Annotated in this window: 22 protein-coding genes; 10 read left to right on the forward strand and 12 right to left on the reverse strand. The window is 67.4% G+C overall.

All coding sequences use genetic code 11. The annotated features are described in order from the left end of the window. Window positions 1-19: 19 nt before the first annotated feature. Window positions 20-859: a helix-turn-helix transcriptional regulator gene (locus BKA25_RS21850; protein WP_069847028.1), complete on the reverse strand. Its 840-nt coding sequence runs from the start codon at window positions 857-859 to the stop codon at window positions 20-22. A 283-nt stretch (window positions 860-1,142) separates the two neighbouring features. On the opposite strand from BKA25_RS21850, the gene BKA25_RS21855 reads away from it, so the two are divergent. Further along, the gene (locus BKA25_RS21855) at window positions 1,143-2,087 is read left to right on the forward strand and encodes an SDR family oxidoreductase (protein WP_069847027.1); all 945 of its coding nucleotides are present in this window, start codon (window positions 1,143-1,145) and stop codon (window positions 2,085-2,087) included. A 99-nt stretch (window positions 2,088-2,186) separates the two neighbouring features. On the opposite strand, the gene BKA25_RS21860 is transcribed toward BKA25_RS21855, so the two are convergent. The 4 genes from BKA25_RS21860 to BKA25_RS21875 all read right to left on the reverse strand — a co-directional run bounded on the left by BKA25_RS21860 (window position 2,187) and on the right by BKA25_RS21875 (window position 7,511). Beyond that, window positions 2,187-4,712 carry an excinuclease ABC subunit UvrA gene (locus tag BKA25_RS21860; protein ID WP_069853309.1) on the reverse strand — a complete coding sequence of 842 codons (2,526 nt, stop codon included), beginning with the start codon at window positions 4,710-4,712 and terminating at the stop codon, window positions 2,187-2,189. Next, on the reverse strand, window positions 4,709-5,245 hold the full coding sequence (locus BKA25_RS21865; protein WP_069853308.1) for a pyridoxamine 5'-phosphate oxidase family protein: 537 nt from the start codon (window positions 5,243-5,245) through the stop codon (window positions 4,709-4,711). Before BKA25_RS21865 ends, BKA25_RS21860 begins: the two co-directional genes overlap by 4 nt. 181 nt (window positions 5,246-5,426) lie before the next feature. Next, entirely contained in the window at window positions 5,427-6,464 is a 1,038-nt protein-coding gene (locus BKA25_RS21870; protein WP_069847025.1) for an aldo/keto reductase, read from the reverse strand. A gap of 69 nt (window positions 6,465-6,533) precedes the next feature. Further along, window positions 6,534-7,511 (reverse strand): helix-turn-helix transcriptional regulator, encoded by a 978-nt coding sequence (locus BKA25_RS21875; RefSeq protein ID WP_069847023.1) that lies wholly within the window; start codon window positions 7,509-7,511, stop codon window positions 6,534-6,536. Between the two features lie 114 nt (window positions 7,512-7,625). Here BKA25_RS21875 and BKA25_RS21880 point away from each other — a divergent pair, with 114 nt between their 5' ends. Continuing rightward, window positions 7,626-8,045, forward strand: coding sequence for a VOC family protein (locus tag BKA25_RS21880; RefSeq protein ID WP_069847022.1), 420 nt, complete (start codon window positions 7,626-7,628; stop codon window positions 8,043-8,045). A gap of 92 nt (window positions 8,046-8,137) precedes the next feature. Here the strand turns inward: BKA25_RS21880 and BKA25_RS21885 are convergent, their stop codons facing one another. Beyond that, complete coding sequence (locus BKA25_RS21885; protein WP_069847020.1) at window positions 8,138-9,115, reverse strand: helix-turn-helix transcriptional regulator; 978 nt, start codon at window positions 9,113-9,115, stop codon at window positions 8,138-8,140. An 83-nt stretch (window positions 9,116-9,198) separates the two neighbouring features. On the opposite strand from BKA25_RS21885, the gene BKA25_RS21890 reads away from it, so the two are divergent. Next, a complete protein-coding gene (locus BKA25_RS21890; RefSeq protein WP_069847018.1) occupies window positions 9,199-9,600 on the forward strand; it encodes a RidA family protein in 402 nt (133 codons plus the stop codon). 99 nt (window positions 9,601-9,699) lie between these two features. Here the strand turns inward: BKA25_RS21890 and BKA25_RS21895 are convergent, their stop codons facing one another. Further along, entirely contained in the window at window positions 9,700-10,881 is a 1,182-nt protein-coding gene (locus BKA25_RS21895; protein WP_084642578.1) for an oxygenase MpaB family protein, read from the reverse strand. A gap of 294 nt (window positions 10,882-11,175) precedes the next feature. On the opposite strand from BKA25_RS21895, the gene BKA25_RS21900 reads away from it, so the two are divergent. Next, entirely contained in the window at window positions 11,176-12,096 is a 921-nt protein-coding gene (locus BKA25_RS21900) for an ABC transporter ATP-binding protein (protein ID WP_069853306.1), read from the forward strand. Beyond that, the gene (locus BKA25_RS21905) at window positions 12,093-13,730 is read left to right on the forward strand and encodes an ABC transporter permease (RefSeq protein ID WP_069847016.1); all 1,638 of its coding nucleotides are present in this window, start codon (window positions 12,093-12,095) and stop codon (window positions 13,728-13,730) included. Before BKA25_RS21900 ends, BKA25_RS21905 begins: the two co-directional genes overlap by 4 nt. Window positions 13,731-13,745: 15 nt before the next feature. On the opposite strand, the gene BKA25_RS21910 is transcribed toward BKA25_RS21905, so the two are convergent. Further along, window positions 13,746-14,213 carry a GbsR/MarR family transcriptional regulator gene (locus BKA25_RS21910; protein WP_069847014.1) on the reverse strand — a complete coding sequence of 156 codons (468 nt, stop codon included), beginning with the start codon at window positions 14,211-14,213 and terminating at the stop codon, window positions 13,746-13,748. Between the two features lie 77 nt (window positions 14,214-14,290). Between BKA25_RS21910 and BKA25_RS21915 the strand changes: the two genes are divergently transcribed. The 4 genes from BKA25_RS21915 to BKA25_RS21930 all read left to right on the forward strand — a co-directional run bounded on the left by BKA25_RS21915 (window position 14,291) and on the right by BKA25_RS21930 (window position 18,073). Beyond that, complete coding sequence (locus BKA25_RS21915) at window positions 14,291-15,154, forward strand: ABC transporter ATP-binding protein (RefSeq protein ID WP_084642577.1); 864 nt, start codon at window positions 14,291-14,293, stop codon at window positions 15,152-15,154. Next, a complete protein-coding gene (locus tag BKA25_RS21920; RefSeq protein ID WP_069847011.1) occupies window positions 15,151-15,861 on the forward strand; it encodes a fluoroquinolone export ABC transporter permease subunit in 711 nt (236 codons plus the stop codon). The genes BKA25_RS21915 and BKA25_RS21920 overlap by 4 nt, the downstream gene beginning before the upstream one ends. Window position 15,862: 1 nt before the next feature. Continuing rightward, on the forward strand, window positions 15,863-16,594 hold the full coding sequence (locus BKA25_RS21925; RefSeq protein ID WP_084642575.1) for an Rv2686c family ABC transporter permease subunit: 732 nt from the start codon (window positions 15,863-15,865) through the stop codon (window positions 16,592-16,594). A gap of 261 nt (window positions 16,595-16,855) precedes the next feature. Continuing rightward, window positions 16,856-18,073 (forward strand): NAD(P)/FAD-dependent oxidoreductase, encoded by a 1,218-nt coding sequence (locus tag BKA25_RS21930; RefSeq protein ID WP_172803737.1) that lies wholly within the window; start codon window positions 16,856-16,858, stop codon window positions 18,071-18,073. Between the two features lie 58 nt (window positions 18,074-18,131). On the opposite strand, the gene BKA25_RS21935 is transcribed toward BKA25_RS21930, so the two are convergent. Together BKA25_RS21935 and BKA25_RS21940 are read right to left on the reverse strand one after the other, a co-directional pair. After that, window positions 18,132-18,470, reverse strand: coding sequence for a helix-turn-helix domain-containing protein (locus BKA25_RS21935; RefSeq protein WP_069847007.1), 339 nt, complete (start codon window positions 18,468-18,470; stop codon window positions 18,132-18,134). An 83-nt stretch (window positions 18,471-18,553) separates the two neighbouring features. Then, on the reverse strand, window positions 18,554-19,561 hold the full coding sequence (locus BKA25_RS21940) for an AraC family transcriptional regulator (protein WP_084642573.1): 1,008 nt from the start codon (window positions 19,559-19,561) through the stop codon (window positions 18,554-18,556). Window positions 19,562-19,747: 186 nt separating this feature from the next. On the opposite strand from BKA25_RS21940, the gene BKA25_RS21945 reads away from it, so the two are divergent. Beyond that, window positions 19,748-20,488: an SDR family oxidoreductase gene (locus BKA25_RS21945; RefSeq protein ID WP_069847004.1), complete on the forward strand. Its 741-nt coding sequence runs from the start codon at window positions 19,748-19,750 to the stop codon at window positions 20,486-20,488. 95 nt (window positions 20,489-20,583) lie between these two features. Here the strand turns inward: BKA25_RS21945 and BKA25_RS21950 are convergent, their stop codons facing one another. Together BKA25_RS21950 and BKA25_RS21955 are read right to left on the reverse strand one after the other, a co-directional pair. Continuing rightward, the gene (locus BKA25_RS21950; RefSeq protein ID WP_069847002.1) at window positions 20,584-21,627 is read right to left on the reverse strand and encodes a CNNM domain-containing protein; all 1,044 of its coding nucleotides are present in this window, start codon (window positions 21,625-21,627) and stop codon (window positions 20,584-20,586) included. Continuing rightward, entirely contained in the window at window positions 21,624-23,012 is a 1,389-nt protein-coding gene (locus tag BKA25_RS21955; protein WP_069847000.1) for a hemolysin family protein, read from the reverse strand. Before BKA25_RS21955 ends, BKA25_RS21950 begins: the two co-directional genes overlap by 4 nt. Window positions 23,013-23,430: the final 418 nt, after the last annotated feature.

Below are 23,430 nucleotides of genomic sequence, written 5' to 3' on the forward strand. Positions count from 1 at the left end.
ATGCCGTCGGCCGGGCTGGTCAGTGCGATACCTGGCTGCCGATCACGGACAGCACCTGAAGTCGGTCGTAGCTCTCGGTACCGGGAACGGCCGTGTAGACCAGCAGCGCGTGCGATTGGCCAGGGTCGATCAACCGCTGACAATGCAGTTCCAGGGCACCGACGTCGGGATGGACGTAGTGTTTGACCTCGTGCGGGCGCACCCCGATCTCGTGGCCGTTCCACAACCGCCGGAACTCCTCGCTCTGCGCCAGGAGCAGTTCGGCGAGGTGCGCGGCACGGGAATCGGGGCCGCGCAGGGTGACGATCTCGCGGAGCCCCGAGGCGTACATCCGGGAGAGGAATTCGTGTTCCTCCGGCGCGTGGATCAGCCGCGAGGCCGGATCGGTGAACCACCGGTAGCCCGTGCTCCGGGCCGGCCCGGTGAAGTTGGTGGTGTCCCCGGTCAAGGCAACGCCCATCGGGGTCTGCCGCAGGGTCTCGCCGAGTTCGGTGACGATCTCCGCCGGTGTGTCGCTCAGCCGGTCGAGAATGCGAAGCAGGCCGGGGCTGATGTGTTCGCTGAAGGCTCCCCGCGCCGGCGGGTTGTGCCCGGCAAGCCGGAACAGGTGGTCGCGTTCGTCGAGGGACAGGTGTAGTCCCAACGCGATCGCGGTGAGCATCTGGGGCGAGGGCTGCGGTCCGCGTTCCCGTTCGAGGCGCGCGTAGTAGTCGGTCGACATGTGGCACAACAGGGCGACCTCCTCCCGGCGCAGCCCATTGGTCCTGCGCCGACGGCCACGCGGCAGACCGACGTCCTCGGGTTGCAGCGCTTCCCGCCGGGTGCGGAGGAATTCCGCCAGCCCGATGCGATCGATCACTCGCTTCTCCTTCTCGAGTACTGCCCTCGTTGCTACCGCGTGCGCGCCGAGATAACCACGGACCGCCGATCCCCCCATGTCCTGCGCAGGGACGACCTCGGGAGCCGGGGATCAGCAGGCCGTGGTTAGCGCCGCGCAGCCCGCCGAAGATCGATGGCGGGGTCGGACCGCGAACACCTCGTCGACGGGTCGACCGGCTCTCGGAGTCCGGTTCCCCGCGATTGGGTCCAGGCGCTGCCGGCAAACCCCGACACAGCGAATCGTCATGACAAGGAGCAGCACCATGGCACGCCGAACCATCGACATCACGATCCCCGATCTGACCGGGAAACGCGCGCTCGTCACCGGTGCCAGCGACGGGATGGGACTGGGAATCGCCGCCCGCCTGGCCGAGGCAGGCGCGGAGGTGATCATGCCGGTTCGCAACCGGGGCAAGGGCGAGCGGGCGATCAACCGCATCCGCAAGACCGCTCCGGACGCGAAGCTCGAACTGGCCAGCCTCGACCTGTCCTCGCTGGACTCGGTCGCCGCACTCGGCGAGGGGCTGCGCGCCGCCGGTCGGCCCATCCACCTACTGATCAACAACGCGGGTGTGATGCAACCGCCTGACCGGCAGACCACGGCCGACGGCTTCGAGATTCAATTCGGTACCAACCACCTGGGTCACGTCGCCCTCGTCGGCGCGCTGCTGCCCCTGCTGCGGGCGGGCCGGGCGCGGGTGACCTCGCAGATCAGCATCGCGGCCCGCAGCGGCCGCATCAACTGGGACGACCTGAACTGGGAGCAGGGCTACCACGGACAACGCGCCTACAGTCAGTCCAAGATCGCCTTCGGACTCTTCGGCCTGGAACTCGACCGCCGCAGCAGGACCCACGGCTGGGGCATCACCAGCAACCTCTCCCATCCCGGGGTGGCCCCGACCAGCCTGCTCGCCGCCCGCCCCGAACTCGGCCGCAGCGAGGACACCCCACAGATCCGGATGATTCGCAGGCTCTCGGAACGCGGCATCCTGCTGGGCACCGTCGAGACCGCGAAACTGCCCGCGCTGCTGGCGGCGACCAGCCCCGATGCCCAGGGCGGCACCCTCTACGGGCCCAGCGGCATCGGCAACCTCGGTGGTCCGCCCGCGCAGCATCGGCTGTACGCGCCGCTGCGCAGCGTCGAGGAGGCCGCCCGGGTCTGGGACGTCTCCGTGCAGCTCGCCAACTGCACGTTCCCCGTCGCCTGACCCCGGCGCTTCGGCCAACCCGTAGGACGACGCCCAGCACCGGAGTCCCGAAGATCGCGGCCGTCGACTCCGAGAGGGCGTCGCATCGGCAGGCTTCCGCTAGCCGAGTGGGCCGGGATCCGTCGTCAACAGCGGCAACCCTGCGGCATGGCGACGCAGGAACGTCGCGGTCGCCGTGTCGGCCTTCGCGACGGTATCGACGGTGCCCGCCGCGACGACTGCGCCACCGTTGGGCCCGGCGCCCGGTCCCAGGTCGATCACCCAGTCCGCCGAGGCCACGACGGGGATGTCGTGTTCGGCCACCACGACGGTGTTGCCCGAGTCGAGCAGCATGTCGAGCGCGTTCACCACCCGTTGGACGTCGGAGGGATGCAGGCCGGCGGTGGGCTCGTCCAGGATGACCAGACCGGCCTGACGACTCGCCGCACCGCGTTGGATGGCGGCCGCCAGTTTCAACCGCTGCGCCTCGCCACCGGACAGTTCGGTGGCGCTCTGGCCGAGTCGGAGGTAACCCAGCCCGACTCGGTACAGCGCGTCGAGGGTCTCCGCGAGCTGGTGCGGTGTCGGAAAACGTTCGACGGCCTCGGCGACGGTCAGCTCCAACACCTGGTCGATGGTCATCCCCCGGTACTGGATGCGCAGCGCCTCCGGTGCGTAGCGCCGCCCATCGCAGGTATCGCAGACCACCCACACATCCGGCAGGAAGTGCATGTCGACCAACTTTCGACCGTGGCCCGAGCATGTCGCGCACCGGCCGCCGTCGGCGGTGTTGAAGCTGAACCAGGACGCCGTCACTCCGAGTTCGCGGGCCGCATCCGTCTCGGCGAATAACCGGCGGATGCTGTCGAAGGCCTTGCTGTAGGTGGCTGGATTGGACCGAGGGGTTCGGCCCAACGGTTCTTGATCGGCCACCGCGACCCAGCCGAAGGCCTCGATTCCGGTCACTTCGCGCACGACATCGGTCGCCGTTTCGGCCAGCGCTGCCTGCACGCCGGTCGCCAACGCCCCGAGCAGGCTGCTCTTGCCGCTGCCGCTCACCCCGGTGAGGCAGGTGAGCCTGTTGACGGGCAGCCGCACCAGATCCGAGGTCACGTTGTGCGACCGCAGGCCGTGCAACCCCAACCAGCCGGTGGCGGTGTCGATCGATCTGTGGACGCGGCGCAGTCGAGGTCCCGCACCGGACAGATACCGGCCGGTCACCGACTCCGGGTGGTCGACTACGGCGGCGGGCGGCCCCGACACCAGGACCTCGCCGCCGTGGCTGCCCGCCCCCGGGCCGAGATCGATCACCCAGTCGGCCTTGGCGATCAGCTCGGGATCATGCTCGACCAACAGCACCGTGTTGCCCGCCGCGCGCAACTCCAGGGCGATGTCGAGCAGCTGTGCCTTGTCCGCCGGGTGCAGGCCGGTTCCCGGCTCGTCCAGCACGAAGGTGAGGTCGCTGAGTTCGGTGCTCAGCTGCGCGGCGAGTCTGCTGCGTTGCAGTTCGCCGCCCGACAAGGATGCCGCGTTCCTGGACAGCTGCAGATGGGCCAGCCCAAGCCGATCGAGGACGCCGAGTCGTCGATCGAGGTCCTGCAACAGCGGTTCGCCGACCTCGCGATGTCGAAGGTCGAGCTCGTCGGTCACCTGTGCCGTCCAGTCCCGCACCCGCCGGACCTCCACCGCCAACAGTTCGGGATAGCTCAACCCGCCCAGCCGCACCGATCGGGCCGCCTGGTCGTACCCGCTGCCCCCGCAGGTCACGCAGGGCTGCTTGCGCAGGTACGGCAGGTATCGCTGCTTGGCGTTGGCGGTCTGCGCGTTGACGAACACCCGCTCCACCTCGGCCAGCGCGCCGCGCAGCGGTTGGCTGGAGGTGTAGGTCATGTGGGCCGTCTCGTTGCGGTTCGGCAGCGCGACCGTCGCCTCGATGCTCTCCGACCCGGTGCCGTACAGCACGCAGTTGCGGAACTCCGCAGGCAAGGACTGCCACGGCAGGCTCAGATCCACCCCCCGCTGCTGAGCGAGCGCCGGGATGAACGCGTGCTCGCCGGACCGCCATTTCGCGTACCAGGGCGAGGCGCCCTCGAAGAGCGGTAACGCGGGCTGCGTAATGATCAGATCTTCCTGAGCCTGCCAGCGTCCGCCGACCCCGTGGCAGTCCGCGCAACCGCCTTCCGGTGTGCCGCGGTCGAAGTGCGCGGTGGTCAGCAGGCCCGATGCTTCGGGACCTGCGTCGATGGCGGGTAGCCGCGAGTACAGCAGTCCCAGGTGTCCGTCGATGCCGGTCATCGTCGCGACCGTGGACCTCGGGTTGCGGTTCAGCCGCCGTTGGTCCACCGCGAGGGTGGCGCCGAGGCCGAGGACACGATCGACCCTGGGCCGGTTCCGCTGGGTGATGTACTGGCGCACGAACGGCGAGAGGCCCTCCAGATACCGCAGTTGGGCCTCGTTGTGCAGGGTGTCGATGGCCAGCGAGGTCTTGCCGCTGCCACTGACCCCGGTGAAGGCGACGAGTCGTCCCTTCGGGATGCGCACCGACACGTCGCGCAGGTTGTTGGTCCGCGCGCCCACCACCTCGATGAGGCCGCGCTCGCCCTGCGCGGCCGAAACCTCGGCCTGGGCGGTGATCGACCCGGTCATGCCCACGCGCCCTGGTCGGCCACCAGCTTGGTGATGTCGGGTGCGTACGCGGTCATCCAGTGCGGATCCAACCGGTAGTAGACGACTTCCGACTCCCAATCGAAGGCGTCCGACCCGTAGAACTCCTGGAGGTACGCGCGCAGGTACGGCCAATCGGCAGCCGGTTCGCCGCCTGCCGGGTTGAGGACCTGCACGGTGCCGTGGGTGAACACGCCCAGTTCCTCACCCCGCAGATGCGCGGCGCTGACGGCGGGCCGCGCGGCCAGATGGCGGGCCTTGGCGGCGGTGGGCGCGGTGCCGAAGTACCACTTCCCGTGCAGGAAATGCCCGTCCACCGCACTGATCCTCGGCTCGCCCTTCGCCGTCACCGTGGACAGCGCCAAGGTGCACATGCCGGTGAGCACCTCGGTGAGCTGCACGGCGGTCGGGGTGCTGTCGGTGTTGATGATCGAACGCAGGTGTGCGGTGGACCGGGACAGCGAGGCGTCCAGCAGTCCTTGCAGCTCATCGAGGTCCCGTGTTGTCTCGCGCATCGAACACCCTTCGTCCATCGGTAGGTCCGCGGCCGACGGCAGGCGTCGACCACCGGTCATCCTCGACGCGAGACCTGACATCTACTGTCAGGTTTCCCGACGTGTTTTCTCGGCCGTCCTCATCACCCTGGGCCTGCTCGCCCCGACCCGCGAATCCCGACGAACGCCGCAGCCGGCGCGTTTACCCCGCCGCGCGATCGGCCGGGACGCGACGACGTAGCCAGGCCGCCCGCAGACTCGGCGGCACGAAGGCGACATCGACCGGCCCGAGATCGGTGCCGGGCGGCACGATCTCATCGATGCGATCGAGTAGGTCGTCGTCCAGCGAGGTGCCGACGCCCGCCAGCAGGTCGTCCAGCTGGGTCATCGTGCGCGGTCCGATGATCGCCGAGGTGACCGCCGGATGGGCGATGACGAAGGCCAGTGCGAGGTGTGGCAGCGGCACCCCGGCCTGCTCGGCGACCGGGATGAGCGCTTCGACGGCATCGAGTTTGCGCTCGTCGGTCATGTGCTTGGGCGCCCATCGCAGGCGCGAGGCCGAGGCAGCCTCGCCGCCCTGCTTGCGAAAGCGGCCGGTGAGCAACCCCATCGACAACGGACTCCACACCAGCGTGCCGAGGCCGTAGCGTTCGCAGATCGGCAGGATCTCGCGTTCGATGCCTCGGTTGAGGATCGAGTAGTGCGGCTGTTCGCTGCGGTATCGAGCCAGCCCGCGCCGCTGAGACACCCATTGAGCCTCGACGATCTCCGAGGCGACCAGGTTGGAGTGCCCGATGGCCCGCACCTTGCCCGAACGGAGCAGGTCGGTCAGCGCGCCGAGCGTCTCCTCGTGGTCGGTGTCCGGATCGGGGTGGTGGAGTTGGTAGAGGTCGAGGTGATCGACCCCGAGTCGGCGCAGCGAGCCCTCGACGGCCTCGACGATCCACCGACGTGAACCGCCCTGCTGGTTGGCGCCCGGCCCCATCGGGCCGCTGAACTTGGTGGCGAGGACGACGTCGTCGCGTCGGCCCCGCAGCGCCTTACCGACGATCTCCTCGGATTCCCCGTCGCCGCCGTAGACGTCGGCGGTGTCGATGGTGTTGATCCCGGCGTCGAGCGCGCGGTGGATGATCCGCACGCAGTCGTCGTGGTCGGTGTTGCCCGCCCGGCCGAACATCATGGTGCCCAGCGCGTAGGGGGTGACCTGGATGCCGGTCCGTCCGAGTGGTCGAGTGCGCACGAGGTTTCTCCTCCGATGGCTTCGCGGTTCTCGCGCACTCTGTCGGCGGTACCGGTCATCTGACGTCCGCTACCGACGGTGTCTTTCCGCCGCATCGGCGAAGCGCTGCGCGAGCAATCGGAAGGCGTCGGCGAGTTCGACGGGCGCCACCTCGGTGATGGCGACCTCGAAACGACCGATCGAAGCGGCCAGGGCCTGCCAGGACCACGACCCGGTGATCAGCCTGCACCGGTCGGGTCCGAGTTCCTCGACAATGCCGTCCGGTACGAAGGGCGCGACCCGATCCGCAGGCAGCTCCAGGACGACCTCGCCCGTGCAGGGCCACCTGTTGCCCCGATCCGAGCCCTTGAAGCGAGCGGCGAGGAATTCGCGCACGTCACCACCCGGCACGGTGCGCGGGGTGAAACGCGGACCGGTGGGGACCCGGGGCGTCAACCGGTCCAGCCGATACACCCGCCAATCCTCGGCGTCGAGGTCCCAGGCGACGAGGTACCAGCGTCCGGCACCGAGCACGACGTGATGCGGCTCGACCCGCCGCCGAGCCGGTGCGGCCGACGCATCGCGCCCGACCGAGACGTAGTCGAACCGCAGGATCTCGCGCGCCCGGACCGCCGTGCTCACGGCGATGAGCACCTCGGCGTCGACCGAGGTCCCGGCGTCGGCGGGCAGGGTCGTGAAGGTCATCGCGTCGATCCGGTGCCGCAGTCTGGCCGGCATCACCTGCCGCACGGTCTGCAATGCACGCAGCGCCGTCTCGCCGTCGGCCGCGCCCGAGGCAGCGGCGGCCTGCAGGGCGACGGCGAGCGCGACCGCCTGGTCGTCGTCGAACAACAACGGCGGCAGCTCCGAACCCGCATCGAGTCGATAGCCGCCGTCCGGGCCCTTGATCGCCACGATCCGATAGCCGAGTTCGCGCAGCTGGTCGATATCGCGGCGCATCGTGCGGTCGCTGATCTTCAACCGCTCGGACAGCACCCGGCCCGGCCAGTCACGCCGAGTCTGCAACAGCGACAGCAGCTTCAGCATCCGCGACGGTGATCCGGCCATGTCACCGATTCTGGCAGAGAAGCGGACGCGATATGACCGGTACTGGTGTGAAGCTGCTCGGCGAGCGGGGAAGACCACCGGCTCGCAGACCCGAGAACAAGGAAGAAATCCGACATGAGCGTCAACGTCACACCGCACCTGAACTTCCGAGGCGACGCCCGGAAGGCGCTGGAGTTCTACCAGTCCGTGTTCGGCGGCAAGCTGGTGATCGCGGCCTACTCCGACATGGGCAACACCGACCCCGCCACCGCCGACCACGTCAGCTTCGGCCAGCTCACCGCCGAGAACGGCTTCAGCGTCATGGCCTACGACGTCTACCCACACCTGGAGTGGGACCAGGGCAAGGACCCGTTCTTCGTGTCCGTTCGAGGCACCGACACGGCCGAGTTGCAGGGCTACTGGGACAAGCTCGTCGACGGCGCCGAGGTGAAGCAGCCCCTCGGCCCCTCGGAGTGGGCGCCGCTCTACGGCCAGCTCACCGACCGCTTCGGCATCACCTGGGTGTTGGACATCGCGGTCGCCTACCCCGCCTGATCGGCGTCGACAACTGCGGCCGCCGCGACCAACTTGGTCGCGGCGGCCGTTCGCGCGAAGATCCCAGCGGAGGCGACGTTCAAATCTCGAGATCAGTGGCTCGGCCCGTAGCGGGTGGCGATCCCCTCGGCGCGACCGTGCAGCGTGGTGCGCAGCCACTGCGGGGTCAAGGCTTCCGCGTCCGTGGCAAGCGTCCATAACGCCCATTCCGCGTGTCGCGAATCCTGGAAATCGGCCTCCAGCCGCAGCCAGCCGTCCGCGTCGGCTTCCTCGGCGCGGACGGCGAGCGCGGTCCGCGCCAGCTCAGCCCGCCGCGCCGGATGCAACCGCAGCAGCACGGTGACCTGCTCGCCGCCAGACCGAAAGCTCGTGCTGCGTGCCCGCCAGGTGTGGTCCAGGTCGATACGGTCGGGTCGTTGAGCAGGCTCCGTCAACTCCTCGGCGGCCAGGATCCGAGCCAGCCGGTAGGTGCGGTCCGCACCGGACCGAGTGGCGAGTAGGTAGCCCTGTCCGCGTGCCGTGACCAGCCCGATCGGGTCCACCGTCCGCCACTTCGGATCCTGGTTCACGGCTGTGTAATGGATGCGTAGTCGATGGCCCGCGAGCACCGCGCGCCGAACCTCGGTCATCACGGCGTCGGGGACCTCCTCCTCGGCGCCTCGGGCGCGGGAGAGCAGATCGGCCGCTGGTTCGACGAGCAATCGGCGAGCCGCATCGGCCGAGGTAGATCGATAGCTGTCGGGCAATGCATCGACCACCTTGCGCATCGCCGAGGCCAGCGCGGAACCGAGACCGAAGGCCTGCGCACCGCTGCGAGACCCGGCGACCAACAGGGCTAGCGCCTCGTCGTGGTTCAGCCCGGTGAGATCGGTCCGGAAATCGGACAACAATACGAAACCGCCGTGCCGACCGCGCTCCGCGTAGACCGGCACGCCTGCAGCAGACAGCGCCTCGATGTCGCGCAGCACGGTGCGGGTCGAGACCTCCAGCTCGCCTGCTATCGCCGCCGCGGACAACCGCCCGCGCTGGCGGAGCAGCAACACCAACGAGATCAGCCGGTCGGCGCGCATTCGAAGAAGTTACCGGAATACACGACACAGGATGTCGTGTATTCCGGGAAGGCTCGCCTCATCACAACCGAGAGGAAGCCCCCATGGCACACACCATCGTCAACCCCGCCGGTCTACACAATCCGGTTCCGCGTGGTTACAGCCACACCGCCGCTATCTCCGCGGATACGGGTCTGGTGTTGATCGCGGGTCAGTACGGATCGACCCCGGATGGCGAGATCGTCTCGTCCGACTTCACCGAGCAGGTCGAGCAGACCTTCCGCAACATCGGTGTCGCCTTGGCCGCGCACGGGCTCGATCTCGGCCACGTCGTCCAACTCCGGACCTATGTGGTGAACCACGACGTCGGCAAGCTCGGGCCGATCGCCGCAGCTGTACGGAAGAACTGGGGCGAGAATCCGCCCACGCAGACCCTCATCGGAGTCGCAGGCCTGGCCACGCCCGACGTGCTGTTCGAGGTCGAGGCGTTGGCCGCCCGCCCCTGACCCGCAACCGACGGCGGACACCCGCCGAGCAGTGAGCTCGGCGGGCGTCTCCCGTTGGTCGGGCGATCCAGGCGCCATGCCTAACGATCGGCATCGGTCTCACGCTGCGGCGGCGTGCTCCTGGTACGCGGTCGGGTCGGGGAGGGCCGCGATGAGACCGTTGAAGGCGCGGATGCCCGCTTCCTCGGCCGTCTGCAAAGCACCCGGAAGCTGCAACTGGTGGCTGCGCGCTTTCGCCTCGCCTGCGGCAAGCAGGGGCAGCACCGCCGTGACGGGCGATTCGGGAATGCCCAGTGCATCGGCGGTGGCCGCGCCGTGGAAAGACCGGGTCACCGCATGGACCAGATCGCGCCAACCCGTAGCGTCCATCGGTGACTGCGGTTGGGCGGCAAGCGTGGTGATCGCGGCGTCGAGCAGCGCCCCAACCAGCGCCCTGCTGTCGTCGTCCGGCGGGGCGGTCGTCGAGTCGAGCAAATCCAGCAGTTCCGCCGCCTGCTCGTGGTTCTCGATGCCGAGGAAGAATCGTTCGTCGAGCCCGAGTAGCCGCGCCACGTACCACCAGTACCGGTAGAGACGGGACTGTTCCTCCTGAGTCAGCGAGTAGCCGATGCCCGCCAGGAAGTTGAAGGGCACCACGGTGAAGTCGAGCCAGGTGCGCGCGATATCGGCCTGGTTGATCGGCACTCCCCACCGGCCTGCTTCCCACCCATGCGCGGTGGCCGTGGCTCGAACCCGCGCATGCAGCAACCGGACCTGCACCGTCTGCACATAGCCCGGGGCGCCACGCAGCAGACCGCCGGGCAGGATCGCCGACGCATTCCACAGCCCGGTCTCGGCGAGCCGACGCGGCGCGGTCGAGGTCAACCGACCGGTGCCGACCAGCAATCTCGCAATCGACGGAGAACTATAGGTGTGGACCAACGATCCGCAGGAGAACGCCAGATTGCTCCAGTGAAACGGCACCGCGAGCGAGGTCCGATCGCCGTCCGCCAGCTGCATCGTGGAAACCCACTCGGGCAAGGTCTCCACCTGGGCGAGCAGCGCGTCGACGGCGGGCGGCGCATCCGACACAGCCGCTCGCCCCTCGGCGAGACCGCGCTGTAGTGCAACGCGAGCGGATCGACCCAACTCGTCGAACTCGACGATGACGGCATCGGCCAGCGGATCCCCCACCTGCAGCATCCGCAGGATGAAGTCGAACCGATCCCCGTGGCGGGCCCGGGCGGCAGCGGGATCCACGATCCGCTCCGGCATCGGCGAGACGTCGTTCAAGATGGTCATGAGGTCGTTTCTATTCGCCCCGAGCCGGGACAACCACGGACTTCCGATCCCCCTCTCGGCACGAACCTCCGGCACGGTCGTGGATCTTCGGAGGCGTTGCAGGGCACCGCGCCACACGATTGCCGCCGGGTCCGCTCAAGCGCCGACCTCGGCGATCGGTCGCGGAACAGATTTAGCGGTGCCGATTCACCGAGCAGTCTGCTGTCGCGCGAACCAGCGGAGTACCGTCTCGATCGGTGCGCCGGGAAGTCTGGTCGGCATGGTGTGATCGTTGTCGTCGAGAGGAACGAGCCCATGGCCGCTTCATCGGACGCTGCCTGCCCAGCAGATCCACCTGCGATAGATCTGCGGGGACTCACCAAACGCTTCGGGCGTACAACGGCTGTCGAGGACCTCTCGCTCACCGTCGGACGCGGCGAGGTCTTCGGCTTCCTAGGACCCAATGGCGCGGGCAAATCGACGACGATTCGGATCCTGCTGGGCCTGGTCCGGGCCTCCGCAGGCAGCGCCACGTTGTTCGGCGACGATGTCCGAGACGTCCGGCGGGCGCATCGCCATGTCGCCTACGTGCCCGCCGATGTGTCGCTGTGGCCCTCGCTGACCGGCGCCGAGATCCTCCGGTTACTCGAACGGACCGGTTCCGCGGTCGATCACGAGTATCGAGGCCTACTGGTCGAGCGGTTCGCTCTCGACCTCGACCGCGCGGCCAAGACCTACTCCACGGGCAACCGTCAGAAGGTCGCGCTGATCGCCGCGTTCGCCACTCGAGCGCCGCTACTCATCCTCGACGAACCGACCAGCGGTCTCGATCCGCTGATGGATCGCGAGTTCCGTCGGTGTGTCATCGAGGCTCGGGACCGAGGTCAGACGGTGTTTCTCAGTTCGCATCTGCTCGACGAGGTGGAGGCGCTGTGTGACCGCGTCGCGATCCTGCGGTCCGGCCGCTTGGTGGAGGTCGCTCGGATCGCGGAGCTGCGGCGACTCCGTCGGACGGAGGTCGAGGTGTCCTTCACGGGCCAGCCACCAGACCTGACCCGGACGCCCGGCGTCCTGGAGACGCAGGACCTCGGCGACTCGCGGCTCCGCTTCACGTTGTCGGGGGCGGCCGCCCCAGCGTTACGCACGCTCGCTTCCTCCGAGATCCAGACGATCGAGGTCCGAGTTCCGACGCTGGAGGAGATCTTCCTCGAGTACTACGGCGGGCAGGACCGATGATTCTGGAGGAGTCGACCGCAAGGCGACCGTCGGCGCAGACGAATCGGCTGACACCGCTACGCGCTATCGCCGCCCTGTACTTCCGGCAATCGCGCCGTAGTGCGGTCGCGGTCTTGGCCGTCGTGGCCGGGCTCTCCGGCCTGGTGGCAGCTCAGTTCGAGACCATGTTCGCTGGCGCACTCGACGCCCGGGCGCTGGTGGAACTGACGGGGAATCCGGCGATTCGCATCATCTTCGGTACGCCGCTGGCTCTGGACGATCCTGGCGGATTCACGGTCTGGCGGACGGGCATACCCGTCACAGTGCTGGTGGGAGTGTGGGCCTGCCTGATCGCGATTCGTCTCACCCGAGGGGAAGAAGAGGCCGGGCGTTCAGACCTTCTTCTAGCTGGGCGAACGACCCGCGCCGAGGCGGTGGCGCTATCCCTCCTGGTGCTCGTCTGCTGTCTTCTCGCCATCGGCGTGGTGCTCGCTGGAACGCTCGTTCTCACCGGGACAGCCGTGGTCGGGTCGGTATTGCATGCCGCCGGATTGTTCGGTGTCGGCATGGGCTTCGCCGCTCTCGGCACGTTGTGCGCGCAGATCCTTCCCTCGCGAGCAGGCGCGACAGGACTGAGCATCGGACTGTTGGTGGCTGCGATGTTGGCGAGGATGGTCGCCGACGGGATCGAGAACGTGGACTGGCTGCGATGGCTAACGCCCTTCGGAGTCGTGGGCGAAGTGGGTCCGTACTGGCACGATCGGTCCGCCCCGCTCATCGTCCTGTTTCTATTACCTGTGTTGTTCGCCGGGGCCGCGCTCGCCATCGCTCGGGAACGTGACATCGGCACCGGGGTCCTATCGCCTACTGCGCGACGGCCATCGCGGATGATGTTCCTCGGGTCGCTCGGTGCTTTCGCGATCCGACGAGCGCTGCCAGCGCTGGCGGGTTGGGCGATCGGGCTCGCGGCGTTCGCTGGGCTGCTTGGCATGCTGGCCATCTCGATCGTCGACTTCCTCGCCGGTAGTGCCCGGTTCACCGAGTTGGCCGCCGCTGCCGGGTTCGGTCTGTTGAACGCCACCAGCGGTTACGCCGCGACGATGTTCGTGCTGCTCTCGATTCCGGTGAGCTGCTTCGCGGCGACACGCATTGCCGCCATGCGGGAGGACGAACACAGCGGCCGATCGATTCCGCTGTTCGCGACGGCGGTGTCCCGGCAATGGCTCGTGGCCGTCGAGTTCGTGATCAGTCTGTTCGGTGCGATTTTCCTGTTCTGTGTGATCGGTGCCGCGATGTGGTGGGGAACCCGCGTCATCCAGGCACCGCTGAGTCTGGGGCAGGCTCTCACGGGGGCTTTCAATCTGCTGCCGATCGCGCTGTTGTGCCTCGGAGCTGCGACCGCCGCGCTCGGTTGGCTCCCTCGACATGTCTTGGCGATCGGCTGTCTACCGGTGACCGCGGGTTTCCTGCTCGACGTCCTCGCCGAGAGCACCGGCGCTCCGGCGTGGGTGCGTGATCTCTCCCCGTTCGCCCATCTTGCGGCGGTTCCGCACTCCCCGCCGGATGGGGCGGGGTTCGCCGCCCTGTCGGTGATCGCCCTACTCCTGGCGATTCTCGGTGGTGTCGGTCATGCACGTAGAGACCTCGGTGGCTGATCCGCTCCCCTGTCGTCAGTCTCCTCCGGCACGCTCGATTCGCTCGGCGTTCCATCGGTCGATGACCTTCGGAAGTTCGACCATGAGGTAGCCGTAGAAGTCACGCATCGCGATGAGCCGACGACCGGAGATGCTGTCCTCGCCTGCCGCGTCGATTCCGTGCTGTGCCGCGTCCTGCATGACCTTGAGAGTCGAGTTCTTGCTGGACATCAGGGTTGTCCATGCGTCATCGCGGAAACGGAAGTGTTCTCGACGACTCCCGGGAGCAGGTACCCGCTCGATGAGCCCCACGGTGACCAGATTCTTGATGGCGGTCGACACCGTGCCGGGGCTGATCTGCAGCCAGTCCGCCAGTTCACCTGCGGTGACCGTCTCCTGGTCGGCGAATAGCAATGCACTCATCACCCGGGCGGTCATCCGCTGCATTCCGCCTTGGGTGAGCGTCAGCGCGAGCCGTTCGGCGGCCTGCATCGGGTCGTTCATCACTCTCCTTCGATGTCCGCCACATCGTATAGGTTTTGAACCTTCGCAAAAGTGCAAACATTGAGTACGGTGTAGGCATGGCTGTGATCGAGGTCGACGACCTCACCTTCACCTACCCCGGCGCAACGGAAGCAGCGGTGCGAGGAATGGACTTCACCGTTGACGCCGGTGAGATCTTCGGATTCCTCGGACCGAGTGGGGCCGGGAAATCGACGACCCAGAAGATCCTGATAGGCCTGCTGACCGGACATGGCGGTTCGGTCTCGGTATGGGGCCGTGAGCCGGAAGCCTGGGGTCAGGACTACTACCAACGCGTCGGCGTGTCCTTCGAACTGCCCAACCACTATCAGAAGCTCACGGCGCTGGAGAACCTGTCGTTCTTCGCCTCGCTCTACGACCGGCCCACGCGGGACCCGCTGGAACTACTCGACGCCGTGGGCCTCGCAGCCGATGCGAATACCCGGGTCTCGCGTTTCTCCAAGGGCATGCAGATGCGTCTCGTCCTCGTGCGTTCGCTGCTGCATGACGCCGACCTGTTGTTCCTCGACGAGCCGACATCCGGGCTCGACCCGGTCAACGCACGCAATGTCAGAGACATCGTCCTCGCCGAGAGAGCACGCGGAAAGACGATCTTCTTGACCACCCACGACATGGCGACCGCAGACCAACTCTGTGACCGAGTCGCCTTCGTCGTCGACGGCAAGATCATGGTGCTCGACTCGCCTCGGCAACTGAAGGTCCAGCGCAGTCAACGCCAAGTGCGGGTGGAGTACCGGGATGCAGCACAGACGCTGCATTCCCGCGTCTTCCCGCTCGACTCGCTGGCTGACGATGCGGACTTCCACACGCTATTGCGCACCAAGCAGGTCGAGACCATCCACAGTGGCGAAGCCACCCTCGATGACGTCTTCGTGGAGGCCACCGGCCGGAGCGTGGCATGAAACGACTCGGGACCGCGCTGCGCTTAGAGCTCACCCTCCAGATCCGGTACCGATTCCTACACGCGGCAGTGTTCTCCGGCGTGCTCTGGCTGGCGCTGCTCCTGCCGATGTCCGACGAACTGCGGTCCGTGGTCAGTCCGTATGTGATCTTCGGTGACCTACTGATCGTCGGGTTCTTCTTCGTCGCAGGTGCCGTCTTCTTCGAGAAGGGCGAACGGACGTTGAACGCCGTGGTGAGCACGCCGTTGCGGTTCCACGAATACCTTGCTTCGAAGGTGATCGTGTTGACCGGACTCTCCGCCCTCTTGGCGGTGTTCATCACGACGGTGACACACGGGGTCGACTATCACCTGCCACTGCTGCTCGTGGGTACGACGCTGGGCACCGTGCTGATGTTGCTGGTCGGCTTCCTCACGGTCCTGCCGTTCCGATCGATCAGTGACTGGTTCATGCCCGCCGTCATCCCGATCGCGGTCTTCAACCTGCCGCTCCTCGGCTACGCCGGGCTGTGGGAAACACCGTGGCTCTATCCGCTTCCGACCTACGGCCCGTTGCTGTTCCTCGGCGCGGCCTTCGAACAGACGACGTTGACCGGCTGGCAGATCGGTTACGGCCTGGTTTACCCGATCCTTTTCACCTTCGGGCTATCGCTCGTGGCCAGAAGACTCTTCGACCGGTATCTCGTCGCCAGAACAGGTGGCTCGTGACATGGCAAGGGCTCTGACGGTCTTCGCCCGCAACGACCTTCGCGGAGCGCGGCGCGACCCGCTCATCATCGGGATGATCCTCGCGCCCTTGGTGTGGATCGCCACCGTTCGGTTCGGCACTCCACCGGTAACGCGCATGCTCGCGGAGAACACCGGATTCGACCTCACGTCGTACTACCCGCTGATACTGGTCGGGTTCCTCCTGCTCACCAGCCCGATCGTGATCGGAGGTGTTACCGCGCTGCTGCTGCTCGACGAGCGGGACGCAGGCACACTCACGGCCATGCGGGTCACCCCCGTTTCGCCGGGGGACTACCTGGCCTACCGATCGATTACCGCAGTCGGCGTCACGCTGATATTCGTTCTCGGCACGATGTCGGCGAGCGGCATCCTCCCACTCGCGCTGCTGCCGTCGCTCGTTCCGATCGGTGTACTGACCGGCCAGTCCACCCTGGTGATCGCATTGGCCATCCTGCAGATGGCCAAGAACAAGGTCGAAGGCCTCGCCGCGCTGCGCGGGATGGGCATCGTGATCGCGGGCTTACCGCTGCTGCCCGCCTTCATCGAAGCACCCTGGAGCCTCGTCTTCGGAATCGTGCCCACCTACTGGCCTGCCCAGGCGTTCATCGCCGCGAGTGACGGGACCACCTGGTGGCCGTATCTCGTCGGCGGCATCGTCTACCAGACGCTGCTGCTCTGGCCGCTGTATCGGCGGTTCGGACAGAGCATGTAGTCGGTCATCTCGATTACCCGGGCCGACCCTGCCCGATCCCGGCCACCGGCCCGACATGCCCTGATGCAGGCCGATCGGGATCGCCGATGCTGCTGGTACCGACCATTTCGAAATCGCCATGTGCATATGAGGGTTCCGCTCGGCTAGCGTCGTCGACGACATCCGAGATATCTCGATTCAGGAATCGAGACGGGCGCGCTCACCCACCGGGTAATGACCGCGCCCGACTTAGCGATGCCCTTCTACGCTTTGGAGTGTGACATGGCCGATCGTGCCGAGGTCGTCGTTGTCGGTGGTGGGGTGATGGGCTGCGCCATGGCCCTGCACCTGCTGAAAGCCGGCGTGCGAGACGTCCGGTTGATCGAACGGGATGAGGTCGGTCAGGGGACCACTGCGGCGGGCGGCGGATTTCTCGCGGATTGGGCACCACAGGAGCCGGAGATCCAGGCGTCGCGTTATGGCCGCGAGTTCTATTCCGCGCTGCACGACAATGGACACGATATCTCCTATCGCGCGAACTCGACGCTGTATATCGCGGCAGGCGAGGCCGCCTGGCGCGCTTTAAGCGATGGCGGGAATGCGGCGGATGAATCGGTACTGAGTCCAGCGGAGGTCGAGGCACGGACCGGCGGCGCCGTACCCGCCTCCGGTGTCCACGCCGGACTTCTGGACGAGGACGGGGCTCAGGTCCACGCGCCGAAGGTGGTATCGGTACTCGCCGACCGTGTCCGCGCGGCGGGTGGCGTGATCGACAGCAGACGACCGGTCACGGGGATCACCGTCCAAGGCGGCCGAGTACGCGAGGTGCAGACCGTGCGCGGTTCCGTCGGCTGTGAAGCGGTGGTGCTCGCTGCGGGCGCGTGGAACAACACCATGGCGAACTGGCTCGGGTTCCTCCTACCCCAGGTACCGCAGGTGACCTCGCGGGTCCACACCGGGCCACTCGGTATCCCGGACACGATGCCTGCCCTCTTCCTGACCGGTCTCGCACCCGAGGAGCCGGCTGGCGGCACGATGCTGTGGGTCCGGGGCCAGGACGGCGGTCTGCTGTGGGGTGGCACCTATGAGGTCTGGCCACGCGATGTCCTGGTCGGGGAACCGGTACCCGACCGACTGGACCAACTGCCGATCGATGGCGTGCTGGAGATCCTGCGGATCGCGGAGCGTGGCAGGGCGACACTGCCTGCGCTGGCGAGCCGGGAACACCTGCGGATCAGCCACGGCGCTCCCTGTTACACACCGGACATGCGGGCCCTGGTCGGTGCGGTGCCCGGTGTCACCGGGGCCTACATCCTCGCCGGGGACAACGAGTCGGGCATAACCTACGGACCCGGTTATGCGCGAGCGTTGACGCGCCAGATCACCGAGGGGACCGGCGGATCGGCAGGCCCGGACGAATGGCGGCCGGACCGGTTCGCCGACCGATTCACCGACCCGCAGCAGATCCGCGAGGCGTTGCGCGAGCATTCCTGGACGTGACCGGATGGGCGTGGGACGACGATTCCGCGTCTCCCGAGCGGCGGCTCCGACCCGTCCCTCACCCGCGGGCGGGATCTCGGCGCGGACGTCCCGCGCCGAGGTCCCGACCCCGCGCAGCGGCGCCGCGTAGTCGCTGAACCTCGACATCGGACAATCCCAGTGCCCAGATGAGCCTGCGTACGGTGTCGGACCTCGGTCCCAGAACGCGATGCTGTTCGATGTCGCGCACCCCTGCGACGCTCATCCCGGTGATGTCCGCCAATTCCTGCTGCGTCAAGCCCGCACGTTGGCGGAACTCAGCGAGGAGCCCGCCGAGATCGTCGACACCCGTCGAGGCTGCCGCACCGATCCTCCCCCTGTGGACCCGCCCGCTTGCTATTGCTTCCCCCCGGAGCATGTGATCAATCTAGGACCCGGTGCCCGCCGGCTGCTTGCGCTGACACGAACGGTCATTGCTCCGATACGCTTTCTCGGCCTCGGCTACGGCTCCCCGGTGGGCGCTGCTCCGGAGTGCGGTGGGCGCAGGTCGCGGGGTGTGTTGCCGAAACGCTGCCGGAAGGTCGTGCTGAACGCGCTGTGCGAGGCGAAGCCCGCGGCATGCGCGATGTTCGAGATGGACAGGTGTCGGTGAGCGGGGCTCATCAGTAGCTCTCGGGCCAGCCGAAGCCGCTCCTCACGGATCAACTCGCGGGGCGTGGTGCCGGACCGTCGCAGAACGAGTTGGACATAGCGCAACGACCAGCCGAGGGCGTGCGCGATGCTCTCGCCCGTCAGGTGTGGATCGCGTGCATGGTTGCGAACATGGCGGCGAATCGAGGTCGCCACCGTGTCGGCGTGCGACGCGACACCGGGCCGATCGTCACCGACCACGGCCATACACAGCATCTCGACCATGCGATCGCAGATCGCGTTGAACTGGTCCGCGTTCAGGACCTCGGCTTCGGCCATCAGCCCGGTCACGATGTCGCGGACGATCCGGCCGACGCCCGTGGACAGGTCGATCGCGCCGAAGAGGTCGCAACGATCGAGCCGGGCATCGATCTCGCGGCTGGGGATGGCCAGCACGGCGGCATGCAGGCCCGCCGCGCCCAGTACGTCGATCGGCTCGTTCACGGTGAGCAAGACGCCTGTCTGCGGAAACAGTTCGGCTTCGGCATCGTTGGCCGTGACCCCCAGCGAAGCCCGAAAGGGCAGGACGAAGAGGTAGTTCTCATACGGATCCCGAGAGATCTGCCGCTTGCCGCGTAAGAGCCTGCATTCGTCGCGCTGCCGCCAGTCCAAGATCTGGTAGAGGCCGGAGGTCTGTCGGAATCCGTGTGCCACGAAGTCCTCGTGCTGGGAGAACCGGATGTCCATCTCGCAGTGGTATCGATGCACCAGGTCGGCGAAGAAGTCACCGCGTTCGCCCGCCCGAACATCGGGGGTTGCCCAGCGTTCCATGAGGTAGCCGCCCGCAGGTGCCGACGATATGTCACGCACCGTGCTCATAACAGTCGAGTGTAGTGATCAATAGTCTGCGCAGGAGCCGCCCCGTGGGTCGACCAACCGGACAGACGGCGGACGTCCATGGCGCCGCGACACTCTAGAGGCGGTGCCCGAGTTCTCCCAGGGTGCGCGGCAGCCTGGAAAGCAGGGGCCTTCCTCCTCGGCCCGGCGCCGTGGAGCGTGGCGTCCATGACCACCGATAACGAACAACCACGAGTGATCCTGGTGACGGGCGCCTCCAGCGGTATCGGCGAGGCCACGGCGCGACATCTCGCGGCCGAAGGCCACCACGTCGTGTTGACCGCGCGGCGCACCGACCGTCTCGACGCGATCGTCGCGGATATCGAGCAGGCCGGGCACAGTGCCGAAGCACGCGCTCTGGACGTGACCGACCGGACGGCGTTCCAGGCTCTTGTCGAGGACGTCGTCACGACCAGAGGGCGACTCGATGTCCTGGTCGGCAACGCCGGCGTCATGCTGCTGTCGCGTCTCGATGTGCTGCTCGTCGAGGAGTGGGACCGCATGTTCGAGGTCAACGTCCGAGGGCTGTACAACGGGATCGCCGCCGTGTTGCCGCACTTTCAGCGGCAGCGGAGCGGACACGTCATCACCATGGCCTCGACCGGCGCCCACGAGGTGCCACCGACGTCGGCGATCTACTCGGCAACCAAGTACGCGGCCTGGGCGCTCACCGAAGGACTGCGAATCGAATCCGATCCCGCCATCCGTGTCACGACCATCTCCCCCGGCGTGACCCAGTCGGAGCTGGCCGACCACATCACCGACGCCCATGCGGCCGGCTTCATGGTCGATTACCGCAGGAGCGCCATCCCGGCCGATGCGATCGCCAGGGCCGTCGGCTTCGCCATCGCCCAACCCGCCGACATCGACGTCAGCGAGATCATCGTCCGTCCGACCGCCCAACGCTGACACGGATCCGTCCGGGCCGATCAACGAGAGGTCCCTCCCACCCGGTGCCGGGTGGGAGGGACACCGTCGTTCACGACACCGTGTCTGCGCCGCGATTACCCGGTGGGACTCAACGAACTCGAACCCTTCCTGGCGCCGTCACGCGGCATGATCCGACGCAGGATGTCCGTCACCGTGAGCACGCCGACCACCTCGCCCTCCCGGGCGACGAGTGCGAGCTGCTCGCTGCTGGCCCGCATCTGCGCGAGCGCCTCGTAGACGGCGGTGGCCGCATCGAGGGTCAGCACCGACCTGGCGATGCTCTCGGCCGGGCGGTCGGGTGCCTCCAGTAGACAGTCCCGGACGTGGATCAGCCGGGATGGCGAACCCTGCTCGTCGGTCATGAGGATGCGCAGGTGACCGGACTCCGCGGCCGCGCGCCGGACGTCGTCCACCGACGCATCCAGGCCCACGCTGGTGAGCAGGCCCCGGCTTCGAATCAGATCGCCGACGGTCAACCGCTCCAATTCGAGCACGTCCGACAGCTGCCTGCGGAAGGGCGCCTCGAGCGTCCCCACCGAGGCGGAATGCTCCACCAGCGCACGGATGGTGTCGACATCCTGCCCGCCGACCGCCGCCCGATCCACCGGCGTGATGCCGCTTGCGGCGACGAGCCGGTTCGCCATGGCGTTGATCCACAACAGCAACGGTCGGAACACCCAGGCGAAGGCCCGGGAGGGCACGCCGATGATCTTCGCCGCCGTCTCCGGATGCGCGATGGCCCAGGACTTGGGAGCCATCTCCCCCACCACGAGATGCAGGAAGGTGACGAACACCAAGGAGATCGCGAAGGCGCCGCCGTCGGCGAGCCACGCGGGCAGTCCCCACTCCGCGAACAGCGGAGACAGCGCATAGTCGACGGCTGGCTTGGTGACCGCGCCGAGCGCGAAGGTGCACGCGGTGATCCCCAGCTGTGCCACGGCCAGCATGATGGTGAGTTCGTGCGCGCCGCGCAGCGCGGCACGAGCAGACCGGCTGGTGGTGGCCTCGGCCTCCAGGCGATGCCTGCGCGCACCGAGCAACGCGAACTCGATGACCACGAAGAACGCGCTCAGCACGATGAGGAGAACCGTGATCACGATGACGGAGAATGCGCTCATCGTCCGTTCCCTTCCTCGTCGTCGATCTCGGTGCCGCGTTCCTCGACGAGTCGAGCTCGCAGCTCGCCGGGGACATGTCCGGACAGCTCGATGACCTCGATGCGCAGCGCCCTACGGACCGGTTCGGTGTCGACCAGGTCGCCCGGATCCTCCGGCAACGCCACCTCGATCGACTCACCGGCCGTGGGCAACGCACCGTGGTAGGCGATGAACAGACCCGCGAAGGTCTCGTAGTCGCCCGTCGGCAACACATGTCCGATGGCCCGTTCGATCTCGTCGATGTGCACATCCCCGCCGACCCGCCACACGCCGGACTCCTCGACGAGGATGTCGGGCGCGGTCGTCGCGTCGTGTTCGTCCGTGAGCTCCCCGACCAGTTCCTCCGCGAGATCCTCGACCGTCAGAATGCCCGCGAAGCCGCCGTACTCGTCGATCGCACAGGCCAGCTCACCGCGCTCCCGGGTGAGCTGATCCAGTGCGTTGGGCAACGGCATCAGGGTCGAGACGACCACCGGTGGCCGCATGATCGTCGTCACCGACGCGCCGTCGGAGGCATCGCTGCGCAACAGGTCGACCAATTGCACCGTTCCGACGGGTTGTTCCGACTCGTCCAGCACCGGATAGCGGGTATGGGCACCTGCCATCAGGCTGCGCAGCTCGCCGATCGTCGTATCGGCATTGACCACTCCGACCTGCGAACGCGGCACCATCGCGTGTGCCACGTCCTGATCCGGGAAGTCGAGTACTCGATCGATGAGCATCGACAGCTCGGGCGGCAGATCGCCGCTCGCCCGCGAGTCGGCCACCGCGCGCTTGAGGTCCTCGGCGTTCATCGTGATGTCGACATCGTGTACCGGCTCCACCCGGACGATGCGCAGCAGCAGATTCGCGGCGTGATCGAAGAACGTGATCAACCACCCGAACACCGCCAGGTAGATCAAGGTGGAACGGGACAGACCACGGGCCAAGCGCTCCGGTGCGGCGATCGCCAGGTTCTTCGGATAGAGTTCACCGAAGATCATCTGGACGAGCGAGGCCACCACGAGCGCGCCGACGGTTCCGATGGAGATGGCGACCGCAGCCGATAGGCCGGTGTCGCCGAGGAGTACGGCCAGGGACTCCCCTACCAGCGGCTCCGCGACATAACCGACCAGCAGGCCGGTGACCGTGATGCCGAGTTGGGCGCCCGAGAGCATGAACGAGGTTCGGCCGGTGACCTGCAAGGCACGGCGGGCTGCCGCGTCGCCCTCGGCTGCCCGGGCCCGCAACCTGGCTCGGTCGACGGACATGTAGGCGAATTCCTGGGCGACGAAGTACCCGTTCGCTGCGATGATCACGAGAATTACGACGACGCCGAGCAGAAGGGTAAGCGCTGCGGCGATCATGAGAGCACCTCGCTGCTGCGGTCACGACAGGCAGACGCCTGGGCCGCGGAACGAGGCGACGGACTATGACTGGGGTCGTCGGCTGACGACCCTGGGCTCGCGGACGAGTCCATAAAGGGTTTCACTCTCCAGTGATGACAGGGCCGCGCGGAGGGGTCTGGCGACCCACGGTACGACCGCCCCCGATGATACGTATGAGCACTATGTCGCTTTTACGAGGCCGTTTGCGGTGGTGAGGCGTCGACCGCCGAGGCGCGTCGGGCGTTCGAGGCCAGCTTCACACGAGACGTCCGCGCGGGGCGCGCACCGACCCTCACGGCGCGTCGCGGCGCGCACGGCGTGCGCGGTCAGCGGGTCGCCCGCGCAACCCAACGAGATCGCGTTGGCCAGGTCGACGAGTTCCCGGGGCGGCACCTCG

The sequence above is a fragment of the Actinoalloteichus hymeniacidonis genome (assembly GCF_014203365.1).
Lineage (GTDB): Bacteria > Actinomycetota > Actinomycetes > Mycobacteriales > Pseudonocardiaceae > Actinoalloteichus_A > Actinoalloteichus_A hymeniacidonis.

Coding starts and splice junctions, on each gene's coding strand:
- BKA25_RS21950 (WP_069847002.1), bottom strand. CDS start 21,627: ATGAGCGCATTCTCCGTCATCGTGATCACGGTTCTCCTCATCGTGCTG.
- BKA25_RS21940 (WP_084642573.1), bottom strand. CDS start 19,561: ATGAGCACGGTGCGTGACATATCGTCGGCACCTGCGGGCGGCTACCTC.
- BKA25_RS21855 (WP_069847027.1), top strand. CDS start 1,143: ATGGCACGCCGAACCATCGACATCACGATCCCCGATCTGACCGGGAAA.
- BKA25_RS21955 (WP_069847000.1), bottom strand. CDS start 23,012: ATGATCGCCGCAGCGCTTACCCTTCTGCTCGGCGTCGTCGTAATTCTC.
- BKA25_RS21895 (WP_084642578.1), bottom strand. CDS start 10,881: ATGACCATCTTGAACGACGTCTCGCCGATGCCGGAGCGGATCGTGGAT.
- BKA25_RS21885 (WP_069847020.1), bottom strand. CDS start 9,115: ATGCGCGCCGACCGGCTGATCTCGTTGGTGTTGCTGCTCCGCCAGCGC.
- BKA25_RS21905 (WP_069847016.1), top strand. CDS start 12,093: ATGATTCTGGAGGAGTCGACCGCAAGGCGACCGTCGGCGCAGACGAAT.
- BKA25_RS21880 (WP_069847022.1), top strand. CDS start 7,626: ATGAGCGTCAACGTCACACCGCACCTGAACTTCCGAGGCGACGCCCGG.
- BKA25_RS21865 (WP_069853308.1), bottom strand. CDS start 5,245: ATGCGCGAGACAACACGGGACCTCGATGAGCTGCAAGGACTGCTGGAC.
- BKA25_RS21915 (WP_084642577.1), top strand. CDS start 14,291: ATGGCTGTGATCGAGGTCGACGACCTCACCTTCACCTACCCCGGCGCA.
- BKA25_RS21920 (WP_069847011.1), top strand. CDS start 15,151: ATGAAACGACTCGGGACCGCGCTGCGCTTAGAGCTCACCCTCCAGATC.
- BKA25_RS21935 (WP_069847007.1), bottom strand. CDS start 18,470: ATGCTCCGGGGGGAAGCAATAGCAAGCGGGCGGGTCCACAGGGGGAGG.
- BKA25_RS21925 (WP_084642575.1), top strand. CDS start 15,863: ATGGCAAGGGCTCTGACGGTCTTCGCCCGCAACGACCTTCGCGGAGCG.
- BKA25_RS21930 (WP_172803737.1), top strand. CDS start 16,856: ATGGCCGATCGTGCCGAGGTCGTCGTTGTCGGTGGTGGGGTGATGGGC.
- BKA25_RS21890 (WP_069847018.1), top strand. CDS start 9,199: ATGGCACACACCATCGTCAACCCCGCCGGTCTACACAATCCGGTTCCG.
- BKA25_RS21910 (WP_069847014.1), bottom strand. CDS start 14,213: ATGAACGACCCGATGCAGGCCGCCGAACGGCTCGCGCTGACGCTCACC.
- BKA25_RS21875 (WP_069847023.1), bottom strand. CDS start 7,511: ATGGCCGGATCACCGTCGCGGATGCTGAAGCTGCTGTCGCTGTTGCAG.
- BKA25_RS21900 (WP_069853306.1), top strand. CDS start 11,176: ATGGCCGCTTCATCGGACGCTGCCTGCCCAGCAGATCCACCTGCGATA.
- BKA25_RS21860 (WP_069853309.1), bottom strand. CDS start 4,712: ATGACCGGGTCGATCACCGCCCAGGCCGAGGTTTCGGCCGCGCAGGGC.
- BKA25_RS21945 (WP_069847004.1), top strand. CDS start 19,748: ATGACCACCGATAACGAACAACCACGAGTGATCCTGGTGACGGGCGCC.